Raw genomic sequence first — 24,080 nt, 5'->3', positions numbered from 1 at the left:
CTATTCTTTCTCTGTTCTTTCTCTTTTAGAGGTTTTTTTAACCTCATCACTACTCTTTTTAAGTGTCACTCTCCGTTTTCTTCCGGCAGCAACATTCTCTTTGGGAGAGGCTTGACTCTTTTGAGAAGGACTCGCTGTTGTTTTTGCCGGCGTAGATCTTCTACTTTTAACGCTTAACTTAGGGTTAGATCGAATCTTTTCCCCACTTTTGGAGGTACTGTTTCCCTTTTTAGGAGTCACTTTTTTAGGAATGACTTGGGCACCAACATTACTTGTCGGACGTACTTTTCCACCGACCTGTTTTGCCTTCATAATGCTAAGGAGTGCCGAGGCGATAAAAAAGAGTGAGATTCCCCCAGCTAAATAGTAGCGGTAGTCAGCAAAGATATAACGAAAGTTCCCTTTAAAATTGATATGGGGAAAGACCCATAAAATAAGGGGGAGAAGAACGGCTAAAATAAGTAGATGAAATTTTGGAGGAATAAGAAGCCAAACACCGGTGATCCCATCGTAATCATATTTTGATGTGGGATGTTGTGTCTCTTTTAGTAGCTGCTGATCAGGATTCATAGGTGACTAACTCGCGAAGATAGTGGTAATAGAAAAGAAAGAAAGCGAGCATCTCTTTCGCTCCGTTATCGGGAAATAGGCGCTCAAAGGATGATTGAATCGTGAATGATGATTTTACCCTATTTAAGAGGTTTCTGGTAGCGGTGGGGAGCGAGTTGATGTAATGCTCATCTTGAAGAAGTGTTACAAAAGTTTGGGCGAGCTCATTGCTCTCGATCTCTTCGGTCAAGAGATGGGGGAGATCAGCTTGTAATGCTTCCAGTATCTCGGTAAATGATGGATGGGAGAATGCCGGCTTATAGTCTTGAGTATAGTAGTAGGGAATTGGTGCGCTAATTCCATAGAGAAAGCCATCAATGAGATGATTGAGAAGTTGTGCGGCATCCGCTTGAGGATAGTAGGGAAGCGGATGCTCTTCAATCAGATCTCCTTTTCTAGAGAAGTAGAGGAGATTTTCATGGAGATGATCGCTCTCTTTTGTGGCATGGAAAAAGAGATTAGTAATGGCTGCTGCGATTCGGCGTCGTTCATTAAATTCACCGACATCCCACATAATAAGAAGTCCATCGGGGGTTAATTCTGGAAGTTGGCCATAGAGGGTAATCCCTCTTTGATAGCGCTCACTACGCCATTGTCCATAAGGATATTGTACGCTCAGTAATTTGGAAGCAAGTAGTAGGGGAAGTGTCTGTTTCTCCTCCCAAAGTAGATCTCCATAAGCAAATTTGGGAAGAGATCCTTCTAGTCGGTAGCGCTTAAAGAGCTGTTTGGCAAAAGCTGCTAAAGATCGAGTTGAGAGAGATTGAATTAAGGAGGTCGATGATCTGTTATCGTCAGTGGAGAGATTCTGTTCCATTTGAGAGAGGAAGTCGGTCTCCAAAGCACCACTATTTTGAGGACGATAGAGCGCCTCACGTAGGAGATCATTTGTGACACGACGATTGAATTGATAGAGTTCTAGATGATTTTGGATAGCGAAGATCTCATCATCTTCAATGTTATTTGCTCTACTGTTGTAGGTGGGAATGGTTAAACGATGCTCGGCAAAGTATTGTGTGGGATCTTGATAAAACTTAATAAGCGTGTGGAGTGAGATCTCAGTCAATGGTGTCAATGCTTGCGATTTCTGGTAACTCTCTAAGAGCATCGGATATGAGTAGGGAGCATGGTAGAAACTCTTAATATCACGAGATAGAGACCATTCACTCTGAAAGCTTTGAATTGGGGATTGAGGATCGAAGAGTTGCTCATTATAGGGTGCCATAGGATGCTCAAAGGTGATATTTTTTGTCGGCGATATCCCATTCTCTGTGATGGCGATCTGATCGATATAGCGCATCAACTCATCAATCAAGAGAGAGGGGAAGCATTCGCTATTATCTTGAATTGAGCGACCGATATAGCTGAGGTAGAGAATCTCTTTAGCTGAGAGAATAGCTTCTAAGAAGAGATAGCGGTCATCACTACTTCGTTGGCGATCTCCTCGCATTCTCTGATATTGCATAAGATCAAAACTATGGTGAATGGCTGTTTTAGGGAAATCAGCTTGATTCATTCCAATCATAGCGACCATTTTAAAGGGGATTGTTCGCATGGGAATAAAGGAGCAGAAGGTGATCTTTCCCTGGATAAAGTTCTGCTCGGGCTTCTCTTCAAGGAGTTTTTGTTCAAGAAGAGGAACGAGTGCATTGAGGGGAAGTGGGGTTGAGTAATCAAGCGCACGCGCACCTGATAAGATGTTGTGCCAAATTTTTTGGGTAAAGTGTAATTTATCTTGATTAGTGGTTGAGAGTGTAAAGAATCGTTGCCAAATCTCCGGCAAGATAAGAAGCCAATCAGCAACCCCCTTTTCTCCGATTAAAGCATCTCTTGTTTCGATCAGTTGATCGATGAGATGGCAGAGGCGTCCTAATATTTCTGCATTTTTTCCCTCCACATAAGGGTAGGGAAGTAGAGCCTGGTTTGCGCTTTGAAAGTGAGGGGCATTGAGCTCACTAGCGCTAATTTCCAATCTCCCCCCTTCTCCTTTTTCCCCTTCTTTAACTTTTTCAAAGAGAAACGCAGTGCGCGTTGATCCATAGCCTAGAAGCATGCGCTGTAAGCCCCAACGCCAAGTATTGATATCCCACTCAAATTGATTATCGTAAGGGAGCGCTAACTCCTCTGTTAGATGAAGGCCATCAATGGCTTGCTTAATATTGACATCGCTAATCCAAAATTGGATGAGTGCAATATCTGATTCTGAGAATTGGAATTTCTCCATAATCTCCGGCAACTGGAGTAGTGTTAAGAGGTCGCTTGCTTTAAATGCACTTTCAGGAAGTGTGAGGATCTGCAGAAGTGCCGAGAAGATAGTATCACTCTCTTTAAGACTGATATCGGAGATGGAGTAGGGTAGATGACGCTCTTTAGGAGCGCTACCAAAAACAGCATCAATAAAGGGCGCATACTCTTCAATATTGGGGGTCATAACTACAATCTCTTCTAAAGAGAGATCAGGGTTGTGATCGAGCTCTCGGAGAATCTGGTTATAGAGCGCTTCTACCTCGCGCATTGGACTGTAGTTAATATGAAGCTGGATAGAGCGATCATCTGGGGTAAGAGGGAATTTCTCACTCTCTCTCAGCGGGCGGAGATGATAGATCTCATTTTGTATCTTCGAGAGAAGATGCTTCACCTCCGGTTCAGAAAAAGCCTCTGTCACATTGAGCTCTAAGGCTCCATCATATTGTTGCAGAAGATGGAGATGATCGCGGCCGACTTTTCCTAATGAAGCGAGTAACGGATGCCCATAGCTATTTTGCCAATGTTCATCGAGTTGATCGATACTTACCGGCAGATGAGGGGAGAGTGGGTCGATCTGGCTCTGAAGTTGAGTGAAAAAATTGTAGTAGTTAAATTGTGGCGCTTCTCCCTTAATCAAATCCCCCCAGTAATATTGGGAGGGATTATTGAAAAAGAGATGGATATCGATCACTTTAGAGAATTGAGCAATTAACTCTAAGAAGAGGGGCGGTAGAGAGTTAAGCCCAATAATAAAGATTCGCTTAGGGAGGTGAGCTTTGATAGAAGGGTCTGCCAATTTCTGCTCAATCAGCGGGTGCATCATCCCTAAATGACGTGGTCTACCTAAGCTATTGTAGAGCCTCTCAAAGAGGGATGCTTGCCACTTCTCAAGAGCTGGGGGAAGTGACTCATCAAAATAGGGAGGCGCAAGTTCTCCTTGGCTCCAAGCATTGATCCATTGACTACGATAGACAATATATTTATCAAAAATAGCAGCGAGTTCAGCGGAGAGGTGGAGTATTGCACGTTTCATGCCATCACTAAGCGGATGGGATTTAGATGTGGTGTCGAATTGGTTTTGTTCGTGAGTTTCACGCTCATTTTCAAAGTTGATATCGATGCTGATATCGGTGCCGATATTGGGGGGGATCTTGTTGGAGGGAGATTGCTGCTGATACTTTTCAAGATATTGCAGTATGGGCTGATATTGTTCATGAATCTCCACTGCCGGATCTTCAACAATTTCTTGCAAGATCTTCACAAGTGGCCAGAAGAGATCATCTTTTGAGAGGCGCTCTATGGGGTGCGCTTCAAGTTCCTCTTTGGTGAAGATTCGCTCTAAGAGATTGATCAGCATCTTCGAGGGGAGGAGAAATTCAGCTTGAGTTAAAATTCCTAGCTGTTTGGCGAGTTTAATCTGCATCCACCGCGCCATCCCGAAGTTCTGTACAAGAAAATATTCTCGGTCAAAAGGGGAATCTTGTGGATCGACCTTTGTGATATAGCCGGCAATATATTGCAATGTATCGAGATGATTGGAGTAGTAGAGATGAAAACTCATAAGAGGAGGTCTCCCATATGATCGCTGGAATGAATCGATGATTTTAATTTTAACTATCTATCGATAGCTATCGATACTTAATAAAACGTTAATAAAGCGTTAATAAAACATTAGTAAAACGTGAATAAAGTATCAATGAAACGTTATCTTACGCTCGTTAAAGGATATCATTTTTTTGAAGTTCATTTTTACCCAAAATCTTTTAATCAGGAAGAGATAGGAGATAAATATGGAGAAGGGGTATACGTTTCTTTAAAAACCTTCTTTAAAAATAAAAAATCGATTAACGCTATACCTATAGTTGTACGTAATAGCTATACGTAATAATAATAGATCTGCTACATTAGTAGTAGAAAGAGGGGGTGGAAGAATCATCCCCATCCGATTAATGATTAGAAAATTAGAAAGTTGAGGAGTAGGAACTGATTATGGCTGGAATCGAAAGTTTATTTGCAAAGCGAATTCAAGGATCGCAGAGCTCAATAGTGAGAGATCTTTTACGATATAGCAAGATGCCTAATATTGTCTCACTTGCAGGGGGGATTCCGGCAGCAGATATGTTCGATATGGAGGGGATTAATGCCGCTCTTAATGAAGTGATCGAATCGAAAGAGGTCAACGCCTATCAATATAGTACAACTGATGGGGAGCTCGTTCTGCAAGAGGAGATTGTTAAGTTGATCGAAGATCGCGGGATCGATGCAGCATGTGATGAGATTGTTGTAACAAGCGGATCGCAACAGGGACTTGATCTGATCTCTCGAACATTTCTTGATGAGGGCGATGTGATTTTAGTTGAGCGTCCTACCTATCTTGCAGCTATTCAAGGGTTTAAGTTAACCGGTGCAACGGTGGAAGATGTTGAAGGGGGGCCTGAAGGACTCAATGTGGATGCGTTAGAAGCACGCCTTAAAAAGGGGCCGATTAAAGCACTCTATATTGTCCCTACATTTGCTAATCCTACCGGCTCAACCCTCTCAGATGAGAAGCGAGAGCGTCTCTTAAAGTTAGCGGTAGAGCATAACTTTGTCATCTTTGAAGATGATCCTTATGGTGAGATCCGTTTTACTGATCAACTGGCTAAGCCGATCTACTCATTAGCAAAGAGTGAGAAGGAGAAAGAGCATATTGTCTATCTCTCTTCATTTTCTAAAGTTTTAGTACCGGGTCTCCGTCTAGGCTTTATTGTAACGAGCCGCAAAATTAGAGAGAAAATTGTGATCTGTAAGCAATCGGTGGATCTCCATACGCCCGTTTTATCGCAACTTATTGTGGCTAACTATCTTAAAAGTGGTCGCCTTCAGCCGCGAATTAAAGAGATCTCTAAAGCATATCAGAAGCGTTGTCAGCATCTGATCGACTCTTTAAAAAAGCATATAGAGGGCAAGATCTCTTTTGATGCCCCTACCGGTGGGATGTTCCTTTGGGCTAAATTGCCGGAGGGAATGAGTGCTACTGAACTTCTAAAGCATGCGATTGATGCAGAGGTTGTCTTTGTGCCGGGAGCTGCTTTCTATGTGGGAACGCCGGAGGATAATACATTGCGTCTCTCATTTGCAACGGTGACTGAAGAGAGCGCAGAAGAGGCGGGTAAACGTCTTGCTATTGCGCTTAAAAATTATGAAGAGGCTATCGCAAAAGCATAGATGAAGCGAATGATAAGAGAGGGCGAGAGATTAATCTCGCCCTTTTTTTCGCCTTTTTTATGACTCTAATTCTACTTTTCTCTTTGAACATGGTTATCTTATCGCAATGGGGGTAGATGTTGGTCCGCTTTGATCTATGATAGATATGTTATAATTGCCCCCTATTTTTCGGGATTGTCTTAAGCTTGCGAGCGTAAAGATAAGGGTGCAATAGAGGGTGAGATTTTTGGAGAATGTAAGATGAATAGTGATCAATATAAGACGATAACCGCAATGAGTGAGGATGAATTTGTCATCTCGCGAAGCCGTTTTATCACTTTTGCCTTACCGGTGACCTCTGAAGAAGAGATTGATGCACTACTCGATGAATATCGCAAACGTTATAACGACTCTCGCCATGTCTGCTACGCTTATGTTTTAGGGGAGCGTTATGAGCATTATCGTGCAAATGATGATGGCGAACCTTCGGGATCTGCCGGCAGACCGATTCTTGGACAAATTCGCTCCTTTGAGTTAACCAATGTTTTAGTGATCGTAGTTCGTTATTTTGGGGGGATTAAGTTAGGCACCGGAGGATTAGTCTCTGCTTATCAAGAGGGGGCGCGCAATGCGCTACAGAGAGCCAATATTGTCACGAAAACGATAGGGCTCGATGTTACCTTTACCTTCGATTATCCGGCAACAAATGAGGTTAATCACGTTATCAATGATCTAAATGCAGCGAAAGTGGCCGAGAATTACGGTATCAATTGTGAGATGACTTTAAGCGTGCGTGCTAATGATTACCCCGCGCTTTTAGCGCGTTTAGAGAAGGTTGATACATTGGTCATCTCTCATAAGTGTGATCTAACCTAAGGAACGATATTGCTGAAGAGGAAGGGTTTATGGTCGACTCAGATTTTGAGTCCTTTATACGCTTAGATTCTTACATTCTTAGATTGATAGCGTTTGGGGTCTTTCTCTTCAGTAAAGAAAGGGGTATTAATCACTAATGGAGTCTAAAATCGACTAAAAGGGGATTGTGATCTGAGGCATCGGTCTTAATCACCTCGCTCTTCTCAAGTCGTAATCCGCGGTAGAAGACAAAGTCGAGCGGAGAGTTGAAGAATGCTTTGCGATAATCATCGTTAAAGATCACTGGTTTTAAACCCATTCTCCGGGTAAAAAGATAGAGAAGATGGCGTCTTTTTCGGCTCCAAGTGTTGAAATCGCCGGCAAAAATAACAGGACCATTATGGTTCATCACATGTTCTGCAATCGATTGGATCTGCTCCCGGTAGATCTTGACTCCTAAACTGAAGTTGACTGAGTGGACATTCACCACCATCAAAAGCCGCTTATCATAGAGTGGGTAGACTGTTACTAGCGCTGATTTTGCCAATCGTAAAAAGGGTTCAGTTGTTCGAAAAGGTCGGGTATAGAGTGGGTAGCTTGAGGCGAGCGTCATAACGCCGTAAGCATCTTTCGTAATCTCAATTGCCGGCACTTGATCACCGACTAAGAAGTGTTTTTTAGAGAATTGAATCAACTCTTCAGAGGCTTTTGCTTCTTGCAGTAAGATAAGATCTCGATCTTTGCCATACTCTGTTAAGAGAGGAAGCCAGTTGAGTTTTTGTTGTTTATAGATATTCCAAACCATTACCGTAAGGCGATTATCTTTTGAGAAGGGATAGAAACGATCGAGGCGCGTCTCTCCATGAAGAGTCTCTTTCCCATTTTGCTGAGCGGTAAACCGAAATAGATGATTTTTGTGATTTGCCATAATTGAATCGTTAATCGTCGTTAGAGTAAGGTTGAAGTTGCAGTCATTGATGCCTTAATGCACCCACTGAATTTATTTAATCTATAAATCTATCTATAAATATAGAGTGAGTATCGACTATTTAGACTTCTATCTCAATAATAAGCCTCTCAATATATAAATATTGAACCTAAATATTGAGCCTAAATGTCGAATGTAAACTTAAAGCTCCACTCAAAGCTCCAATATAAAATTTTACACGAAGTGATAAATGATGGGAAATATTTACCAAAATAGCGCCTCTATGATGTGATTATTGATGACTCCTGATAACTATTGATGATTAATCGCTTTAATTAAATAGTTTTAATCAGTAATTTAATGAGTAGTGTTATCTCTCTTCCGGCATGATGACCTTATTGCATCTTTATAGATATCTTTATAGGTATCTATATTGTCCTCTAAAGAGGTGGTCAATGCTCTTTAGAACTAAAAGAAGGGATTATTCGGCAGATCCTCTATTTTTGATATATCTCGACTTTTTTGGAGGCTATATTGCAATATAATCTTATAAAATTATCTAATTTTAATTAATAATTGATTCACTTTATCCTTATCTCTCCGTTAATTTATTTATCAATCGGGATAAAATATTATGAAAGCGGTAATGTTTGATGTATTGTTGTAGTGTTTGTGTAGTTTAAAAGATGAAACGAAATAACGCTCGCCTAAAAGAGGCGATATAAAAATATTAAAGTGACGTACTAAAAATGGAGGAAGACCTATGTCTGTCGAATCATCATCAGATAGAAAGATTAAAAAGATTCTAGTCGCGAACCGTTCCGAGATAGCTATTCGTATTATTCGTGCTGCTGCGGAGTTAGGGATTAAGACCGTTGGAATTTATGCGGAGCAGGATCGTCGATCTGCACATCGATTTAATGCTGATGAGAGTTACGTAGTAGGCCGTGGGAAATTACCCTTAGAGGCTTATCTTGATATTGATGATATTATCCGTATCGCAAAAGAGACCAATACCGATGCAATCCATCCTGGTTATGGCTTCTTAGCGGAGAATCCTGACTTTGCGAAAGCTTGCCGGGAAAATGGAATTATCTTTATAGGTCCTTCATATGATGTATTAAATACTTTAGGTAATAAAGTTGCTGCGCGAAATGCCGCGATTTCAGCAGGTGTTCCGGTAATGCCGGCGTCTGAAGCACTCCCTCGAGATGAAGAGTCGATCAAGCGTATAGCAAAAGAGATTGGTTATCCGGTCATGCTCAAAGCGAGCTGGGGCGGTGGCGGTCGTGGTATGCGTGCAATCTATGATGAATCGACACTGATGGATTCTGTGCGTGAAGCAAGAGGGGAGTCTTTAGCCGCTTTCGGCAATGATGAGGTCTATTTTGAGAAGTTAATTGAACGCGCGCGCCACGTTGAAGTTCAGCTTCTTGGGGATCAGCATGGCAATATTGTCCACCTTTGGGAGCGAGATTGTTCTGTACAGAGACGTCATCAGAAGGTTGTTGAGCGTGCGCCGGCACCTTATCTCTCGCAAGAGAAGCGAGAGGAGATCTGTGAGAGCGCATTGAAATTGGGGCGCGCTGTTCAATATAGTAATGCCGGAACAGTTGAGTTCTTGATGGATGCCGATACCGAGCAATTCTACTTTATTGAGGTTAATCCCCGTATTCAGGTAGAGCACACCGTTACAGAAGAGGTGACGGGGGTTGATCTTGTAAAAGCGCAAATTCAGGTCGCAGAAGGGGCGAGAATCGGCTCATCAGAGATGGTCGTTCCGCCACAAGCGGAGATTAAGTTAAAGGGAAGTGCTTTACAATGTCGTGTTACAACGGAAGATCCCGCAAATAACTTTCTCCCAGGAACAGGAACGATTATTGCTTATCGCTCTCCTGCTGGGTTTGGTATTCGTCTTGATGGGGGAACAGCTTACTCGGGTGCCGTTATTTCACCCTACTATGATTCGCTCTTAGTGAAGGTGACCACTTGGGGGAATAATGATCTTGAAGCGATTGAGCGTATGGATCGAGCATTGCGTGAATTCCGCATTAGAGGCGTCTCTACTAACCTCTCCTTTGTTGAAAATGTGATCAATCACCCAAAATTTATTGCGGGTGATTATACAACGAAATTTATTGATCAAAATCCAGAGCTTTTTGATCTGAAAGAGCGTCAAGATCGATCAAACTCTATTCTGAAATTCTTAGGAGATGTGGCAGTTAATGGTCATCCTGAATTGGAAGGAAGAGCAATCCCTAAACATTTTATCAAGCCGATATTACCGCAGTTAGAGCGAGGAGAGCGCGCACCTGTTAAAGGCTCACGTGATCTTCTTTTAGAGTTGGGACCTAAAGGATTTTCTGATTGGATGCGTGAGCAGAAAGAGGTTCTAATTACCGACACAACAATGCGTGATGCGCATCAATCGCTCTTTGCCACAAGAATGCGTTCTCAAGATCTTTGGGATATTGCCCCTTACTATGCCGAGTTAATGCCCGAACTCTTCTCTTTAGAGTGTTGGGGTGGCGCAACATTTGATGTGTCGATGCGCTTTTTAAATGAAGATCCTTGGGAGCGATTAGTTCGTCTAAGAGAGATGATTCCAGGAACGCTCTTCCAGATGCTCTTAAGGGGTGTCAATGGTGTTGGTTATACCAGTTATCCCGATAATGTCATTCAATATTTTGTGAAGCAAGCGGCTGAGAAAGGGATTGATCTCTTCCGTATCTTCGACTCACTCAATATTGTGGATAATATGCGCGTTTCGATCGATAGCGTCTTAGAGTCAGGAAAGTTAGTTGAGGGAACGATCTGTTACACGGCGGATCTCTTCGATGCAAAACGACCTAAATATCATCTCAACTATTATGTGAAGTTAGCAAAAGCGTTAGAGAAAGCGGGTGCGCATATTATCGGTATTAAAGATATGGCGGGTGTTTGTCGTCCTGAAGCGGCGAAAGCATTAGTTAAAGCATTGAAAGAGGAGATTGAACTACCAATTCATTTCCATACGCATGATACATCAGGGATGTCAGCAGCTTCTGTTTTAGCTGCTGTTGAAGCGGGAGTGGATGCTGTTGATACGGCGATGGATAGCCTTTCAGGTTTAACGAGTCAGCCTCCGATGGGATCGATTATCCATGCATTAAAAGGGAGTGAGCGCGAATCAAGAATTGATGTTGATGCGATGCATCAGATCTCTACCTATTGGGAAGGTGTACGTTCAATCTATGCGCCTTTTGAATCGACGCTACGATCTGGTACTTCAGATGTTTATAACCATGAGATGCCGGGTGGACAATATACTAACTTAAGAGAGCAGGCGCGATCAATGGGGCTAGAGCCACGTTGGAATGAGGTCTCTAAAGCTTATGCCGAAGTTAATCAGCTCTTAGGGGATATTGTGAAGGTAACGCCTAGCTCTAAAGTTGTGGGTGATATGGCACTAATGATGGTCACTCAAGATATTAAAGCTGAAGATGTCTTAGATCCGCAACGTGAGATTGCATTCCCTCAATCTGTGGTAGGGCTTTTGAAGGGGGAATTAGGAATCCCTGAGGGGGGCTTCCCAGAAGATATTACAAAGAAAGTCTTAAAAGATGAGAAACCGATTGAGGGGCGTCCGGGTGCGCATCTTCCGCCGGTTGATCTTGTGGCTGAAAAAGAGAACTTAGAAGCTGCTTTAGGTTATGAAGTTTCAGAGACTGATTTAGCTTCTTACCTTATGTATCCTGCGGTATTTAAGGAGTTTAAAGCACATCAAGAGAAGTATGGCAATGTCTCTAATATCCCTTCTAAGATCTTCTTCTATGGACCTGAGAAGGATACCTATCACACCGTTTCTCTAGAGCAAGGAAAGGATCTCTTAATCAAGTTATTAGCGATCTCTCTTCCGGATGCTACGGGTCATTGCAATGTCTTCTTCGAACTCAATGGTGAGATTAGAGCATTCTCGATTCCTAAAAATGAGTTAACGTCTGATCTACCTTTACGAGAGAAGCGTGAGAAGGGAAATCCTTACCATGTTGCGGCGATGATGCCGGGCGTTGTTGGCACGGTTCACGTTAAGGTAGGTGATATTGTTAAGGAGGGAGATGCGATTGTAACGCTAGAAGCGATGAAGATGGAGACAACCATTCGCGCAGAAGCATCAGGTGCGATCGAACGTGTGCTCGTGACAAAAGGTGACGTGGTTGAAGCTGATGATCTTCTCGTTGAGATCGATCAATAGATACTCTCCACGCTATTTTTTGAATTAATGAAGTAACCGGTCTTATAGCGATCGGTTGATAATTCAAAAGAGAGGGCAGCTCTTTTAAAGAGAGCTGCCTTTTTGTTTGAGTGGTTACTATTTTTTCTCAATCCTATTTCCCTCTCGTTGTGATGGTAAAATAATGTTAAAGTTAAGGAGAAAGTTAAAGGATTGATCCACTTCTACTTAAATGATAAGTGGTTGAGGTATTGATAGTTAACAATTAACAACTAACAACTAACAACTAACAAAGTAACAATTCACAATTAATAGTTAATAACTTAGGTACTTAAGCCTTTACACTTAAGTCTCTAGATGAGTGAAGCGAGCTTTTTTTAGGCTCTTTTATAATAACTGGAAATAGAAGGATATTAGATATGAAATCGATGATGAGAGTCGCTCTGTTATCTTGTGCAGTGATGTTTCTTGCGGCATGTGCCGTAACGCCAGCAGAGAAGGCGGCGGAAGCAAAGGAGCAAGCAGCACAGATGTTAGATACCCAGGTCGCATTAGCTTCCCAATGTAGCCCACAAGCAGCAGAGCTGATGAAAGAGATGCCTAATGCCGCTCATTTAACTGCCGCTGAGCGTAAAGTTTTTGAAGCAAAATATGTTGCGGCTGTTAATAATCCACTCTTCCAATCGTGTTATAACATGGCATGGAAAGATTATCGTGAAGAGAATCAGATGCAGGCAGAGCAGATGGCCGCTTGGGCAAATGCCGATGCAGCATGGGATAATGGTATGTTCTTTGATGGACCTTTCGCTTGGGGCGCTTGGGGATATTAATGGTTGAGTGATCAGTGCGAATGAGGCTTATGAGTTATTGCTATTTTTATTGATGGTTCTTGATAGCTTGGTAACTCTTGGTGATTATTAAGCCTCAGATATGATCAGCAGAAAAGGGGAGCTAATAGAAGCTCCCCCTTATACATTTGAATGATATTTGCATGATATTTGAATGGTGATATGAATCTCTCTATTGAATCTGATGTGAGCATAATTGATATTTGCTATCTAAAGCTCACTCATGATTGAGTTTAATGAGCTCCAAATTGTGCTTCTTTGAGAATCACTAAAGGATCAACCTTAGGGTTCTCCTCTTCAGCGGTAACAGCTATAACGGTGAGTTGATCGCCATCCCGTTTTAAACGCTGCCAGGTATAGAGTTTCTCTGGGGCAGTGATGGTGTAATAGATCTCATCTAATTGGGGAATAACTTCAAGTAGCTCGACCGATGTTCCCTCTGGCGCTCCCTTAATCAACTTTTCGCTATAATTCTCTAACGAATCCTTCGCCTCCTCAGCTGTGAGGTGACTTCCTGTTACTATGACGGTGAGATCATGGCGATTAGAGTATTGTGCTAAAAGTGTGCCGGCGGGTGCTTGGGTAGAGTCGATATTTTTATAGCTATTATCAAGATAGAGTGTAGCAACACCCTGTTTTGCAATAATCTTCTCTTCTGAAAGAGGTTTGAAGCGATCATAGATCATAAAGATAATTACAACCGCAATAATAGCGATAATAGAAGCTTTTTTATTAGTCACAATCTACCATGTCCTTATTTGATAAACTCATTGAAAGAGCGTTGAGAAGGGTAAAGTTACCGAAAATAAGGCTATAAAGCAACTACTATGAATGCTCTGAAGCAGGATTAAGCCGATTCCTTCTTAAAAGAGGCGAAGTCTTTTGCTACGCTTCTTCTACTTGTTTTTGATCACTTGGCATTCGATCGGCAAAACTTTGGGTGGCTTATCGATAGGTGCTGACTTTTTAGGTGGATTAAGATGCCAGTTGATCTGATCATTGACCCAGTTTTGTAGATCTTGATTACAGCCATCACCTACAGGTATCGGTGCTTGAGGAATACAATGTTCGCTGTCTTTAGGGCATTGTAGGCGGATATGAAAGTGAGAGTCATGGCCAAACCAAGGACGTAATTTTTGTAGCCAACTTCGATCTTCTTCACTTTGGCAGAGCGCCACTTTAATAACGGGATTGATAAAGATTCGTTCTGTTTGGGGGTTGGTTGCACTGTAGTAGAGTAGATCGCGATAGAAGGGGCGCCAATGTTGATTGAGCTCCCCTTTTTTAGGGTTGACGACGGAGGGTGTTACCAGCTTTTCAATTAGCGATTCTGGAAGCGGTTCATTACGATCTTCAAACCAGATATCAATATCTAGCCCAGTTTGATGGCTTGCATGACCAAAGTTAGCAGGACCGCCTCTTGGCTGAGAGATATCGCCAAAGATGAGAATCTGATTCTCGCTCAATGCCCAGCGATCGATTTTTGCGATAAAATCTGCCATTTCTGGCGCACCATAGTGCCGATTACGACTAGGTCTTACCTGTTGATAGCTCAATCCTGTGGTGGGAATCATGATTGCGCCATCGATACATCCATTGGCATAGCTCCCAAAAATGACCGTCTGTTCATTATTGCTAGGAGAGGCGATCGTATGCCATGCATGAGCAATGGAGTGGCTGATGAGTAGAAATGCTGCGACCAAAATAACTTTAGATAAAGTTTTAGATGAAATTTTAGATATTTTAGATATTTTAAGAAATAGAGGCATCTGTTGTTGGTACTGTCGATTTTGTATCGATAGGCATAAGGTCTCTACGGTAAGAGAAGCAGGGAAGGGCTTCATAAAACTTCTCCTCTTGAGCGGGAATAAGATTTAAGAATATCATCAGATCAGTATCAAGTTTATCGCAGATAATAAAAAAGCCTAGATTTTTCGATCTAGGCTCTCTAATAATGGCGGAATGGACGGGATTCGAACCCGCGACCCCCTGCGTGACAGGCAGGTATTCTAACCAGCTGAACTACCACTCCGAGATTAGAATTGCTACTCTTAATAGCTTTGTTAAATAGATCAGATTCAAAGAGAATATAGATCATATTTAACAACTTAAAATATGGCGGAATGGACGGGATTCGAACCCGCGACCCCCTGCGTGACAGGCAGGTATTCTAACCAGCTGAACTACCACTCCGTGTTAGATTGTATCTATTTAGTTACCTATTGTAACTAGATAGATTGTGATATAAAGTTACTCTTTTAGTGATACGATTTAGTCGTGTGATCTTAACCGCTATTTTTACAAATCTATTTATAACTTCTTTCACAAAGGATTATTCTAATCACTCTTTAAGAAAGATGCAACTCTTTACAATAATTTATTGCAGTTTGAGTTGTAAATAATGAATTGTAAAACATAAAATTAATAACTTCATATTTTAAATTAGTGGCGGAATGGACGGGATTCGAACCCGCGACCCCCTGCGTGACAGGCAGGTATTCTAACCAGCTGAACTACCACTCCGCTATACTTGTCTTTGAGCTTCCTCTTAAACAAGGATTGCTATTATACGAAATAAAATTCATTTGTCATCTTTATTTTAGCGTTTGTTTAATAATAGCGCAGGATAGAGGGTTTTAATCTTATTTGATCACTTGATTGATGGTCAGACAATCATGATACAATCGAATAATGGTGCTTTTTACATCCCTTCGATGTTGGAGTGATCTTTTAATTCTTTTATTAAATAAGAGGAAAGGTAATGAAATTGAGTAGATGGAGAGAGAGATGGAGTCAAATCGCCGTTGCTGGATTACTAGGAAGTAGTATTGCAATGGTGGGGATGGCAACAGAGACATTGAATATTACACCACTATCGAAAGAGCATGATGTAAAGGTGGTGTTAGATCAAGAGGCGCATCACTTCTCAGTACACGGTGGTTGCAATACATTGATGGGGCAGGTTTATCTTAAAGATAATGGTGCCTTTAGAGTGAAAGAGGGGCGAGCAGGGGCCGCTTTAGCTTCAACGATGATGGCGTGTGATCCTGAACTACAAAAGCTTGATGAACGGATCTCACAATTTATGATCTCTACACCCAAAATGGTCAGAGAGGGAGATTCTCTCTATTTAGTGGGAACGGTGCCGGGTGAAAAGAGCTCTCACTATCTTCCTGTTGAATTAGATCAAGGTGAGTATCTTGATATTAAAGCAAAGCCTTACGAGCGAGTTTTCTACTATATCTCTGCAGAACGTACGCCTTGTGAAGAACAAGAAGCAGGGTGTTTGCAGGTAAGAGAAGATAAAAATAGTGAGTGGGAGATATATACTGGGGAGATTGAAGGATTTACGCCGGTTGAGAATTATGAGTATCGTCTTCGCTTAAAAGAGTATCAATCAGAGGATGGCGCTGCAAAGCATGTCTTAGATATGATTGTAGAGCAAGGAGAAGTGGTTCCCGTTGGTCACCCATCAGAAGATGGCTCTAACACTCAGCAATAGTGGTTTTTTAAGTCAATAGAAAGAGAGAGATTCCCAGCAGTTTTTAGATTCTGGTAATTCTCTCTCTTTTTTTCCGTTAGAGCCAACCTTTGCGTTTAAAGAGAAGGTAGGGGGCGATCCCAGAGAGAATCATTGCACCGATAGAGAGGGGGTAGCTAATCGCGTAATTGAGTTCCGGCATCGGGAAGTTCATTCCGTAGATACTTGCAATAAGTGTTGGTGGGAGAAAGACAACAGATGCAATTGAGAAGATCTTGATAATTCGACTCTGTTCAAGAGAGATCTTTCCGGTAGCTGCATCGAGCAGGAAGTTCACTTTGTCGAAGAGGAAGGTGGTGTGTCCTGTTAATGACTCGAGATCCTGTAAAATCTCCCTGACATCATTTTTTTGTTGTTCGCTGAGTAGTTGGGTCCTCATTAGGAAGGAGAATGAGCGACGCGTATCCATCAGAGAGAGGCGTGCTTTACCATTCATATCTTCTTGAAGGGCAATATTTTGAAGAACCTCTTCCATTGTTGGCTCTTTATCGCTCTCATCATCTTGAGATTCTAGGCGGCGACGTTTTTCTCCCTTCTTCTCTTTTTTATTATCATCTTTCTCATCGAGCGCTAAAACATAAGGGCTTGTATTTTCAAGTTCGGCATAGATTCGCTCTAAAACATCGGCAACATGCTCAATTGCTGTTTCATGTAGTCCAATGAGGATATTCATCACATCAACTCTGCCATTTGTTAGCTCTAGTTGAACCTGTCTTGCGCGAAGGCGATAGAGTCTAAATGCGGAGAGATCCTCTTCATGGATTGTAAAGAGGCGATTGTTCTTAATTGAGAATGCCACCGTGATGTTGCGCGCACTATTATCAAAATCATTCAGAAAGAAGCTGTGAACATGTAGCCCATCTTCATCCTCATAGAAACGAGCGGAAGCCTCGATATCTTTGATTTCAGCTTTCTCTGGAAGTTCAAGTTTAAAATGTTCCTCAACAAGGGTGCGCTCCTCCTCTGTGGGATCGACGAGATCGATCCAGATCATCTCGTCTCTAAAGTCATCTTGACCCTGGATTGAGATTTGGTGCAAGCGATTCTCTGTGAGAACAAATCCTGAAATCATATCTAAATAGCTCCTTTCTGCTGTTTGATTTGAGTGTAAATTTAATTTGTGAACTTAATGCAATAACCCCTTTTTAGTCAGCGATATCATCGATAAATAATTGGTGACGACTCGATAGAGTGGTCGATAGGTCATTGGAAGGCTCTTTTATGTTTTTAATAGAGCCACTCTTGAAGTAAATCGCATTTAGGTGGCGTTTAAAGCTCGTTTGAATCTCATTTAAAGAGGCTTCTAGAGAGAATCTAGCGATAATTAAAAGGGGAAAGTGAATGCATTGTATCTGGAATTGACGATTCTTTATAGTTTTATAGCGATGTGCTGATGCTTGCTTTTTAAGAACTTCATTTTGTTAATCTCGTATCTTCTTTTATTGTAGTGACTCTTTTTTATTCAGATGCTTGTCTTTGAGGATAGAATCCTCATATTAGGGACAGTTTAATGAGTATGAGTTGAGCATCTAATTTTTACATTTTAAAGAGAGACTCTAAAAGATCTCTTTCATCTCTCTCGCCTTAAGATTGCAGTGGGATCATATTCAGTAAAAATGCTGCAAAATGATGTTGTGAGCCGATCTTGTTGATAGGTTGTAGATGGAGATGGGAAGTCATTTAGAGGGAGTGTTTTATGCAATCTCACCTTGCTTGAATCGTGGTTGATATTGGTCGACTCGATCGGAAAGATGGGAGTCGTTGGGTCGGTAGAGAAGAAAATTATTAGAAAAGTCTTGCATTTATTTTTAAATATTATATAAGCATGCAGAGAAAATAATATTTGCTGTTTAAGAAGGAGTTTAGCGATGTCTAACGATTATGATGATGATTTATTAGATGATGAGGATATCATTGAAGAAGATGTTCCTGATGTAAGTGATGTAAAGGGTAGTAAATCCCAAGCGTGGAGAAGTATTGAGGCGATTCGAGAAGAGCGAGCGCTTCAGAAGAAGCTTGCTAAAGAGTTTGATCTCGACAGTTTCGATGATCTACTTCTCGATGATGATCTCGATGAACTTTAATAAGCTTTAATAAGCTTTAGTGAGCCTTAATGGTTCTAATTAGTTTTTATTAAGATTTTAAAACGTTAGGTTTTTTAGATGTTAGGGTTTGAACTTTAGGTGTTGTAAATCACTTTAGTTGAGATGTTTGGGACGAGAGAGCAATATTCGCAACATTTTCATTGTATAATGTTGTACATTATTCAATAGATAAATGGGAGATAGTCATGACAAAAGAGAAATTAACTGAGACAGAAGCTCAAGAAAATAGAGAAGAGATGATTGTAGAAGATGAGATCCTCGAAGAGGCTCAAGATGAAAATGCGACTGATGTCGCTGATGAGATTGAGACATTAAAAGCGGAAAAAGAAGCGCTATATGATCAATATATCCGTGCGGTAGCCGAAGCACAAAATATTACAAGACGTGCAGAGATTGATGTCGCTAATGCACATAAATATGCACTCGATAAGTTTGTAAAAGACCTTCTTCCTATTATTGATGCGATGGAATTAGAGATGAAGGCGGTTGATGAGAACTCATCTGAAGAGTTGAAACGTTTCAGAGAGGGATCACAATTGATGTATAAGATGCTCCTTGGGGTTTGTGAAAAATATGGTGTCAAACAGATCAGACCAGAAGGGGAGAAACTCAATCCAGAACTTCATCAGGCAATCTCAATGATTCCTCATGATGGATATGAGAGTAATCAGATCATTACGGTCGCACAAAATGGTTATCTATTAAATGACCGACTCATTAGAGCCGCGCAAGTAATTGTTGCAAAATAAAAAGCGCGTTTCTTTGATTTAGTACACTAGTAAAAGATAACAAGTTGATTTATCATTGACGGGTATTGAATCATTCAAATTATAAAAATGGCTTGTATTTTCTAGGAGCAGATCGTGCAAAATCAGCAGTCAGATAAGTTTACATTTTCGTTACTAACTATATTAGCATCGCTATCATTATTGACAATTGTCGTGGTATTAGTGATCTCATTTGTAAAATTTATTAGTAACAATACTGATATTAACGGTAAACCATTTAATGATAGAGAGCTCGTAGCGGAGCGTTTAACACCCTATGGGCGTGTCAATACAGGGAATTTAGTATCGGATGTCGTAAAGGCTAAAGCTCCTCAAGATGTATATGCCGCACTCTGTGCAAGCTGTCATGATACAGGGCTTAATGATGCACCGTTAACAGGGGATAACTCTGCTTGGGCATCAAGATTTAGTGAAAGAGGTCTTGATGGACTTCACACAAGTGCGATTAAAGGTCGTAACTTGATGCCAGCGAAAGGGGGCGACCCACGTTTAACAGATGAAGAGGTGATCAACACTGTAGACTTCATGTTAGCGAAGAGCGGTATCGAAGTTGCTGCTAATGATCCCGCTGAAGATATCGTCGCTGAAGAGAGCGCAACTGATGCAGAAGTAGGAGAGCCAGAAGTGAAGGCTGTTGAAACAGAAGATGCAGAGCTTGTGGAAAAAGAAGCGATTGAACAAGAAGCTGTAGAGAGTGAAGCTGCAGAGAAAAAAGAGTAAACTTCTATCGCAGAGATATGTGGATAGGAGAAATCCCGTACCACATATGTCATAATAGTATGTTGTAATGGACGGGTATGAGACTATAGATCATACCCGTTATCTTTTTTAGGAGAAAATATTATGCGATTTTTACACACAATGATTCGAGTAACGGATCTAGAGCAGTCGATCAAGTTTTTCACTGAAATTTTAGGGTTGAAAGAGACTCGTCGAAAAGAGTATCCGCAGTGGGAATGCACACTCGTTTACTTAGCTTGTGAAGGGCAGGATGTTGAGATTGAATTGACCTACAACTGGGATTCTAAAGAGGAGTATGGCATTGGTCGTGCTTTTGGACACTTAGCCTTTGAGGTTGATGATATCTATGAAGTGTGTCAGCGTGCTATGGATGCCGGCATCGAAATCAATGTTCCTCCAAGAGATGGTTGGATGGCTTTCTTTAGAACGCCAGATGATATCTCGATCGAGTTACTTCAAAAAGGTGAGCCAAAAGCACCGGCGGCTCCTTGGAAAGATATGGAGAATGTAGGCTGGTGGTAAGTTAATCCCAAAATAGTTCATAGTTCAATTGATAGCTGAACATGAGCTATCAATTGGATTTGGAATTATTTAGATAAGAATAAAAAATAAAGGATGTTACTGAATGAATAAATACCCCATGACTAAAGCGGGCGCAGAAGCGCTTCGTCGTGAATTAGATGAACTTAAACAAGTGCAAAGACCTCGAGTTATTGAAGCGATTGCAACAGCAAGAGAGCATGGTGACCTCAAAGAGAATGCGGAATACCATGCAGCAAGAGAAGAGCAGAGTTTTATCGAAGGGCGTATTGCCGATTTTGAAGCAAGATTGGCAAATGCACAGGTAATTGATATTACAGAGATCCCTAATAGTGGTAAAATAATCTTCGGTGTGACGGTAACGCTTTTCGATCTTTCAGAAGATAAAGAGGTGACTTACCAGATCGTAGGTGAACATGAAGCAGATGTGAAGAAGAATAAGCTTTCGATCGCCTCCCCTATTGCAAGAGCATTGATCGGAAAAGAGGTTGATGATCTGATTGTGATTAAAACACCTGGCGGTGATCGCGAATATGAAGTGATCAGCGTTGAGCATATTTAATTAAGAGAGTTTTAAGAGAGTTCATATATTTTTATATGAGTTATATGAGTTATATGAGTTATATGAGTTATATGAGTTATATGAGTTATATGAGCTTCATCGAAGAGCTTAATAGAGCGCTTAAATCGTTGTGCCGATAAGGCGTAGTGTCTAGGCGAATTCTATCAATACTCATCAATAGATAGCAGGAAGAAGAATTATGCAAGCATTGACAGCAAACCCAGTGGCGAAGTGGATTATTATCTTAATTTTAGTGCTGGGTGTTGTCTTCTTCCATGGCTTTTTAGTTCCAGCATTGGGCGCGATGATTATCACTTTTGTGACATGGCGTCCTTACTCAGATTTAGTGCGGTTTTGCAGGGGAAATACGATGATCTCGGCCTCCCTTGCGACCGCTTTTATTGTTTTAGTGATCATCATTCCCTTCTTTTGGCTGGTCCATTATCTCTACGGTGAGGTGATCCTTCTGCGCGCTTGGTTAATTGAAGCGAATACTTTTGGCATTCCAACGCCCAATTGGGTCTTAAATCTTCCTTATGGTGATCAGATCAATACCTACTGGATGACTTATCTCGGAACGCCTAATGGAATTCATGATTTCTTTGCTGAGATCGGTTTGGCCAAATTAGGGTATCTCGCAACCGTTACCCGGTCTGTTACAAAGAGCTTTAGTGCTTTAGGCTTTACGATCTTATTTATGATGATTATTCTCTTCTTCTGCTATAAAGATGGTCGACGTTTTAGCCGGCAGCTTGATAAGGTAGGAGAGCGTGTTTTCCCCGGTAGATGGAAAAGAATTTCTCGAATTGTCCCCACTTTAGTGAGTTCAACTGTTTCTGGAATGGTGATTATTGCTATCGGAGAGGGGATTGTTTTTGGTATTGTCTACTACTTTGTTGGCGCACCTATGCCGGTCACATTGGGAATTATTACTGGTATTTTCGCTCTCATTCCAGGAGGTGCTCCTCTCTCGATGACGATGGTCTCCCTCTATTTAGCCGGAACCGGAGAGTATACACATGGAATTATCCTCTTCTGTTGGGGGGGAATGCAGCTCTTTATTGTCGATAAGACGATTCGTCCTCGATTAGTGGGTGGATCCGTTAAGCTTCCTTTCTTACCAACGATTTTAGGGTTAGTAGGGGGTGTCAAGACAATGGGGATTATCGGACTCTTTATTGGGCCTGTTGTGATGGCATTACTTGTTGCCCTTTGGCGCGAATGGGTGCATGAAGAGACCTTAATAAGCCAAAATATTCAAGATCATCAATCATCAGACTAGCCATTATAAGATTAATAATCGTGACATCAGCAATCGCAGAATAAGTAATCGCAAGATCAGTAATCGCGAGGGCAGTAATCGTAAGGGAAACATTGTAAGAGGCGCAATCGCAAGTCAGTAATTATCCTGTTTATCCTATTGGTTAAGATTGTTGGTTAAGATTTTTTGGGTAAAATTATTAGGTCAGGTTATTGATCAATATCTTTCTCCCTTCCTCAACCTTTTTTATTGGATAAAGAATGCTCTTAAAGAGAGGAGTTTAAGATTCTCTTAAGGTTCATTGTGTCTACTTCTGGTTTAGATGAGTTTATACTAAGTTAGAAATCATCATTATCAAATCTTATAAATTTTATAAATCTTAAAAATCTTAAAAATATTACAAATATTATTGATCTAGATGAATCCTGGATTCTTATAGGATCAATTTTAAGATGAACCAATTCAATACCACTTAATTAGATGGGAACTTGTAGATGTTAAGCGCATATAGATCGGTTGTCGTTGCATTATTATGGAGTACTCTCTTACTCATATTACCTACTTCTGCATGGGCAAAAGTGACTCATGTCGAGTTAACTGAGGTTTTATTAGAAGATAAGTATGAAGAGATCTACGCAGTGGGTGTTCTCTATCCTTATCAAGAAGCAATGATTCGCCCTGAAGCCGCAGGGCGTATTGTTAAAATCGCTTTTAAAGAGGGAGAGAATGTTGAAGAGGGTGATCTTCTTATTGAGCTTGATTCAGCGATTGAAGCTGCTGAACTGAAGGAGCGAGAAGCGAAACGTCAATTGGCTAAACAGAATTTAGATCGATTACTGGCCGCTCGCGGTGGGTCGACTGCTCAAGCTCGAGATATTGCGCAAGCAGAGTATGAGCAAGCGGTCGCTAATGAGGAGATCTCACGAGCTAAATATGAACGCCGTTTTATCTATGCCCCCTTTAGTGGTACGGTGGGCTTAAAGAGTGTTGAGGTAGGGGATTATGTCCAAGCGGGGGCCGATCTTGTCCGACTTTTAAATATTGATCTACTTCGTCTCGAGTTTAATATTCCTGAGCGTGTCGCCCATGTGGTAGAGAAGGGACAAAATGTTCATTTTACGGTGGATAATTATCCCAACCGACTCTTTACAGGGGAAGTCTATGCCGTAAGCCCAGAAATTGAGCAGAAAGGCCGTTCTTTAACGGTATTAGCGAGCTTTCATAATGAAGATCAAACCTTGATTGCCGGTTCCTTTGCGCGACTCAATCTTCTCGTTCCTCTCAATTACAAAGTGATTATTATTCCGGAAGAGTCGATCTTTGCCTCTGAAGGCTCTCAATTTGTCTATCGCGCGAAAGCAAGCGATGAGGCGGGAGTCTATATCGCTGAATTGGTACCAGTAGAGATTGGTGAACGTTCCGCTTTTAATGTAGAGATTCTTTCAGGATTGCAGCCGGATGATGTTGTTGTTAAAGCGGGGCAGATTCGTCTAAAAGAGGGCGCAAAGATGAAGGATGCCTCGGGAGCGACTTTTCAGCAGTTAGGTGATGCAGAGCTTAAGGTCTCAGAAGTCGACGAGTTTGGGGTGGAAAAATCATCCGAAACAGCACCCGAAACAAGATCCGTTCAGCCGGCAACAGCAGGAGAGTAAGAGA

The 24,080-nt window shown here is 41.5% G+C and carries 19 protein-coding genes and 3 tRNA genes; 12 read left to right on the top strand and 10 right to left on the bottom strand.

Annotated elements, in window-relative coordinates:
* Window positions 1-570, bottom strand: coding sequence for a hypothetical protein (locus AC0SAP_RS03190; protein ID WP_473382900.1), 570 nt, complete (start codon window positions 568-570; stop codon window positions 1-3).
* The gene (recC, locus tag AC0SAP_RS03185; protein WP_473382898.1) at window positions 560-4,417 is read right to left on the bottom strand and encodes an exodeoxyribonuclease V subunit gamma; all 3,858 of its coding nucleotides are present in this window, start codon (window positions 4,415-4,417) and stop codon (window positions 560-562) included. Before recC ends, AC0SAP_RS03190 begins: the two co-directional genes overlap by 11 nt.
* A 428-nt stretch (window positions 4,418-4,845) precedes the next feature.
* On the opposite strand from recC, the gene AC0SAP_RS03180 reads away from it, so the two are divergent.
* Together AC0SAP_RS03180 and AC0SAP_RS03175 are read left to right on the top strand one after the other, a co-directional pair.
* Window positions 4,846-6,063 (top strand): aminotransferase-like domain-containing protein, encoded by a 1,218-nt coding sequence (locus tag AC0SAP_RS03180; protein WP_473382897.1) that lies wholly within the window; start codon window positions 4,846-4,848, stop codon window positions 6,061-6,063.
* A gap of 240 nt (window positions 6,064-6,303) precedes the next feature.
* Window positions 6,304-6,918, top strand: a complete 615-nt coding sequence (locus tag AC0SAP_RS03175; protein WP_473382896.1) for an IMPACT family protein — start codon at window positions 6,304-6,306, stop codon at window positions 6,916-6,918.
* 133 nt (window positions 6,919-7,051) lie between these two features.
* Here AC0SAP_RS03175 and AC0SAP_RS03170 read toward each other — a convergent pair whose 3' ends face one another.
* Window positions 7,052-7,840 carry an endonuclease/exonuclease/phosphatase family protein gene (locus AC0SAP_RS03170; RefSeq protein ID WP_473383001.1) on the bottom strand — a complete coding sequence of 263 codons (789 nt, stop codon included), beginning with the start codon at window positions 7,838-7,840 and terminating at the stop codon, window positions 7,052-7,054.
* A 748-nt stretch (window positions 7,841-8,588) separates the two neighbouring features.
* Here AC0SAP_RS03170 and AC0SAP_RS03165 point away from each other — a divergent pair.
* Window positions 8,589-12,059: a pyruvate carboxylase gene (locus tag AC0SAP_RS03165; protein ID WP_473382895.1), complete on the top strand. Its 3,471-nt coding sequence runs from the start codon at window positions 8,589-8,591 to the stop codon at window positions 12,057-12,059.
* A 398-nt stretch (window positions 12,060-12,457) separates the two neighbouring features.
* Window positions 12,458-12,868, top strand: a complete 411-nt coding sequence (locus tag AC0SAP_RS03160; RefSeq protein WP_473382893.1) for a hypothetical protein — start codon at window positions 12,458-12,460, stop codon at window positions 12,866-12,868.
* A gap of 251 nt (window positions 12,869-13,119) precedes the next feature.
* Here the strand turns inward: AC0SAP_RS03160 and AC0SAP_RS03155 are convergent, their stop codons facing one another.
* The 6 genes from AC0SAP_RS03155 to AC0SAP_RS03130 all read right to left on the bottom strand — a co-directional run bounded on the left by AC0SAP_RS03155 (window position 13,120) and on the right by AC0SAP_RS03130 (window position 15,409).
* Window positions 13,120-13,626, bottom strand: coding sequence for a hypothetical protein (locus AC0SAP_RS03155; protein WP_473382891.1), 507 nt, complete (start codon window positions 13,624-13,626; stop codon window positions 13,120-13,122).
* 156 nt (window positions 13,627-13,782) lie between these two features.
* Window positions 13,783-14,589: a penicillin-insensitive murein endopeptidase gene (gene mepA, locus AC0SAP_RS03150; protein WP_473382890.1), complete on the bottom strand. Its 807-nt coding sequence runs from the start codon at window positions 14,587-14,589 to the stop codon at window positions 13,783-13,785.
* Between the two features lie 49 nt (window positions 14,590-14,638).
* Window positions 14,639-14,773, bottom strand: a complete 135-nt coding sequence (locus AC0SAP_RS03145; protein ID WP_286480547.1) for a hypothetical protein — start codon at window positions 14,771-14,773, stop codon at window positions 14,639-14,641.
* A 68-nt stretch (window positions 14,774-14,841) separates the two neighbouring features.
* Window positions 14,842-14,918 (bottom strand) — tRNA-Asp (locus AC0SAP_RS03140).
* Between the two features lie 84 nt (window positions 14,919-15,002).
* Window positions 15,003-15,079 (bottom strand) — tRNA-Asp (locus AC0SAP_RS03135).
* 253 nt (window positions 15,080-15,332) lie between these two features.
* Window positions 15,333-15,409: transfer RNA gene (locus AC0SAP_RS03130), tRNA-Asp, on the bottom strand.
* Window positions 15,410-15,647: 238 nt separating this feature from the next.
* On the opposite strand from AC0SAP_RS03130, the gene AC0SAP_RS03125 reads away from it, so the two are divergent.
* Entirely contained in the window at window positions 15,648-16,388 is a 741-nt protein-coding gene (locus tag AC0SAP_RS03125; RefSeq protein ID WP_473382888.1) for a DUF4377 domain-containing protein, read from the top strand.
* A 76-nt stretch (window positions 16,389-16,464) separates the two neighbouring features.
* Here AC0SAP_RS03125 and corA read toward each other — a convergent pair whose 3' ends face one another.
* On the bottom strand, window positions 16,465-17,499 hold the full coding sequence (gene corA / locus AC0SAP_RS03120) for a magnesium/cobalt transporter CorA (RefSeq protein WP_286480539.1): 1,035 nt from the start codon (window positions 17,497-17,499) through the stop codon (window positions 16,465-16,467).
* A gap of 796 nt (window positions 17,500-18,295) precedes the next feature.
* Between corA and AC0SAP_RS03115 the strand changes: the two genes are divergently transcribed.
* The 7 genes from AC0SAP_RS03115 (at window position 18,296) to AC0SAP_RS03085 (ending at window position 24,076) form a co-directional block, all read left to right on the top strand.
* Complete coding sequence (locus AC0SAP_RS03115; RefSeq protein ID WP_094566981.1) at window positions 18,296-18,511, top strand: PA3496 family putative envelope integrity protein; 216 nt, start codon at window positions 18,296-18,298, stop codon at window positions 18,509-18,511.
* 206 nt (window positions 18,512-18,717) lie between these two features.
* The gene (gene grpE, locus AC0SAP_RS03110; RefSeq protein ID WP_473382887.1) at window positions 18,718-19,281 is read left to right on the top strand and encodes a nucleotide exchange factor GrpE; all 564 of its coding nucleotides are present in this window, start codon (window positions 18,718-18,720) and stop codon (window positions 19,279-19,281) included.
* Window positions 19,282-19,395: 114 nt separating this feature from the next.
* On the top strand, window positions 19,396-20,040 hold the full coding sequence (locus AC0SAP_RS03105) for a c-type cytochrome (RefSeq protein ID WP_158214333.1): 645 nt from the start codon (window positions 19,396-19,398) through the stop codon (window positions 20,038-20,040).
* 123 nt (window positions 20,041-20,163) lie between these two features.
* Window positions 20,164-20,583, top strand: coding sequence for a VOC family protein (locus AC0SAP_RS03100; RefSeq protein ID WP_094566984.1), 420 nt, complete (start codon window positions 20,164-20,166; stop codon window positions 20,581-20,583).
* Between the two features lie 103 nt (window positions 20,584-20,686).
* A complete protein-coding gene (gene greA, locus AC0SAP_RS03095; protein WP_094566985.1) occupies window positions 20,687-21,163 on the top strand; it encodes a transcription elongation factor GreA in 477 nt (158 codons plus the stop codon).
* Window positions 21,164-21,362: 199 nt separating this feature from the next.
* Window positions 21,363-22,445, top strand: coding sequence for an AI-2E family transporter (locus AC0SAP_RS03090; RefSeq protein ID WP_109235816.1), 1,083 nt, complete (start codon window positions 21,363-21,365; stop codon window positions 22,443-22,445).
* Window positions 22,446-22,918: 473 nt separating this feature from the next.
* Window positions 22,919-24,076, top strand: coding sequence for an efflux RND transporter periplasmic adaptor subunit (locus tag AC0SAP_RS03085; RefSeq protein WP_473382885.1), 1,158 nt, complete (start codon window positions 22,919-22,921; stop codon window positions 24,074-24,076).
* Window positions 24,077-24,080: the final 4 nt, after the last annotated feature.

The organism is Ignatzschineria sp. PL_is040 (genome assembly GCF_055813795.1).
The sequence above is the reverse complement of the archived record's forward strand: the minus strand, read 5'-3'. Positions and strand labels throughout refer to the sequence as shown.

Excerpts from the sequence above, each read along its gene's own strand:
- recC (WP_473382898.1), bottom strand. The coding sequence starts at position 4,417 with ATGAGTTTTCATCTCTACTACTCCAATCATCTCGATACATTGCAATAT.
- AC0SAP_RS03160 (WP_473382893.1), top strand. The coding sequence starts at position 12,458 with ATGAAATCGATGATGAGAGTCGCTCTGTTATCTTGTGCAGTGATGTTT.
- AC0SAP_RS03100 (WP_094566984.1), top strand. The coding sequence starts at position 20,164 with ATGCGATTTTTACACACAATGATTCGAGTAACGGATCTAGAGCAGTCG.
- AC0SAP_RS03115 (WP_094566981.1), top strand. The coding sequence starts at position 18,296 with ATGTCTAACGATTATGATGATGATTTATTAGATGATGAGGATATCATT.
- AC0SAP_RS03125 (WP_473382888.1), top strand. The coding sequence starts at position 15,648 with ATGAAATTGAGTAGATGGAGAGAGAGATGGAGTCAAATCGCCGTTGCT.
- AC0SAP_RS03085 (WP_473382885.1), top strand. The coding sequence starts at position 22,919 with ATGTTAAGCGCATATAGATCGGTTGTCGTTGCATTATTATGGAGTACT.
- AC0SAP_RS03175 (WP_473382896.1), top strand. The coding sequence starts at position 6,304 with ATGAATAGTGATCAATATAAGACGATAACCGCAATGAGTGAGGATGAA.
- AC0SAP_RS03190 (WP_473382900.1), bottom strand. The coding sequence starts at position 570 with ATGAATCCTGATCAGCAGCTACTAAAAGAGACACAACATCCCACATCA.
- greA (WP_094566985.1), top strand. The coding sequence starts at position 20,687 with ATGAATAAATACCCCATGACTAAAGCGGGCGCAGAAGCGCTTCGTCGT.
- AC0SAP_RS03180 (WP_473382897.1), top strand. The coding sequence starts at position 4,846 with ATGGCTGGAATCGAAAGTTTATTTGCAAAGCGAATTCAAGGATCGCAG.
- AC0SAP_RS03090 (WP_109235816.1), top strand. The coding sequence starts at position 21,363 with ATGCAAGCATTGACAGCAAACCCAGTGGCGAAGTGGATTATTATCTTA.
- AC0SAP_RS03165 (WP_473382895.1), top strand. The coding sequence starts at position 8,589 with ATGTCTGTCGAATCATCATCAGATAGAAAGATTAAAAAGATTCTAGTC.
- corA (WP_286480539.1), bottom strand. The coding sequence starts at position 17,499 with ATGATTTCAGGATTTGTTCTCACAGAGAATCGCTTGCACCAAATCTCA.
- grpE (WP_473382887.1), top strand. The coding sequence starts at position 18,718 with ATGACAAAAGAGAAATTAACTGAGACAGAAGCTCAAGAAAATAGAGAA.
- AC0SAP_RS03145 (WP_286480547.1), bottom strand. The coding sequence starts at position 14,773 with ATGATATTCTTAAATCTTATTCCCGCTCAAGAGGAGAAGTTTTATGAA.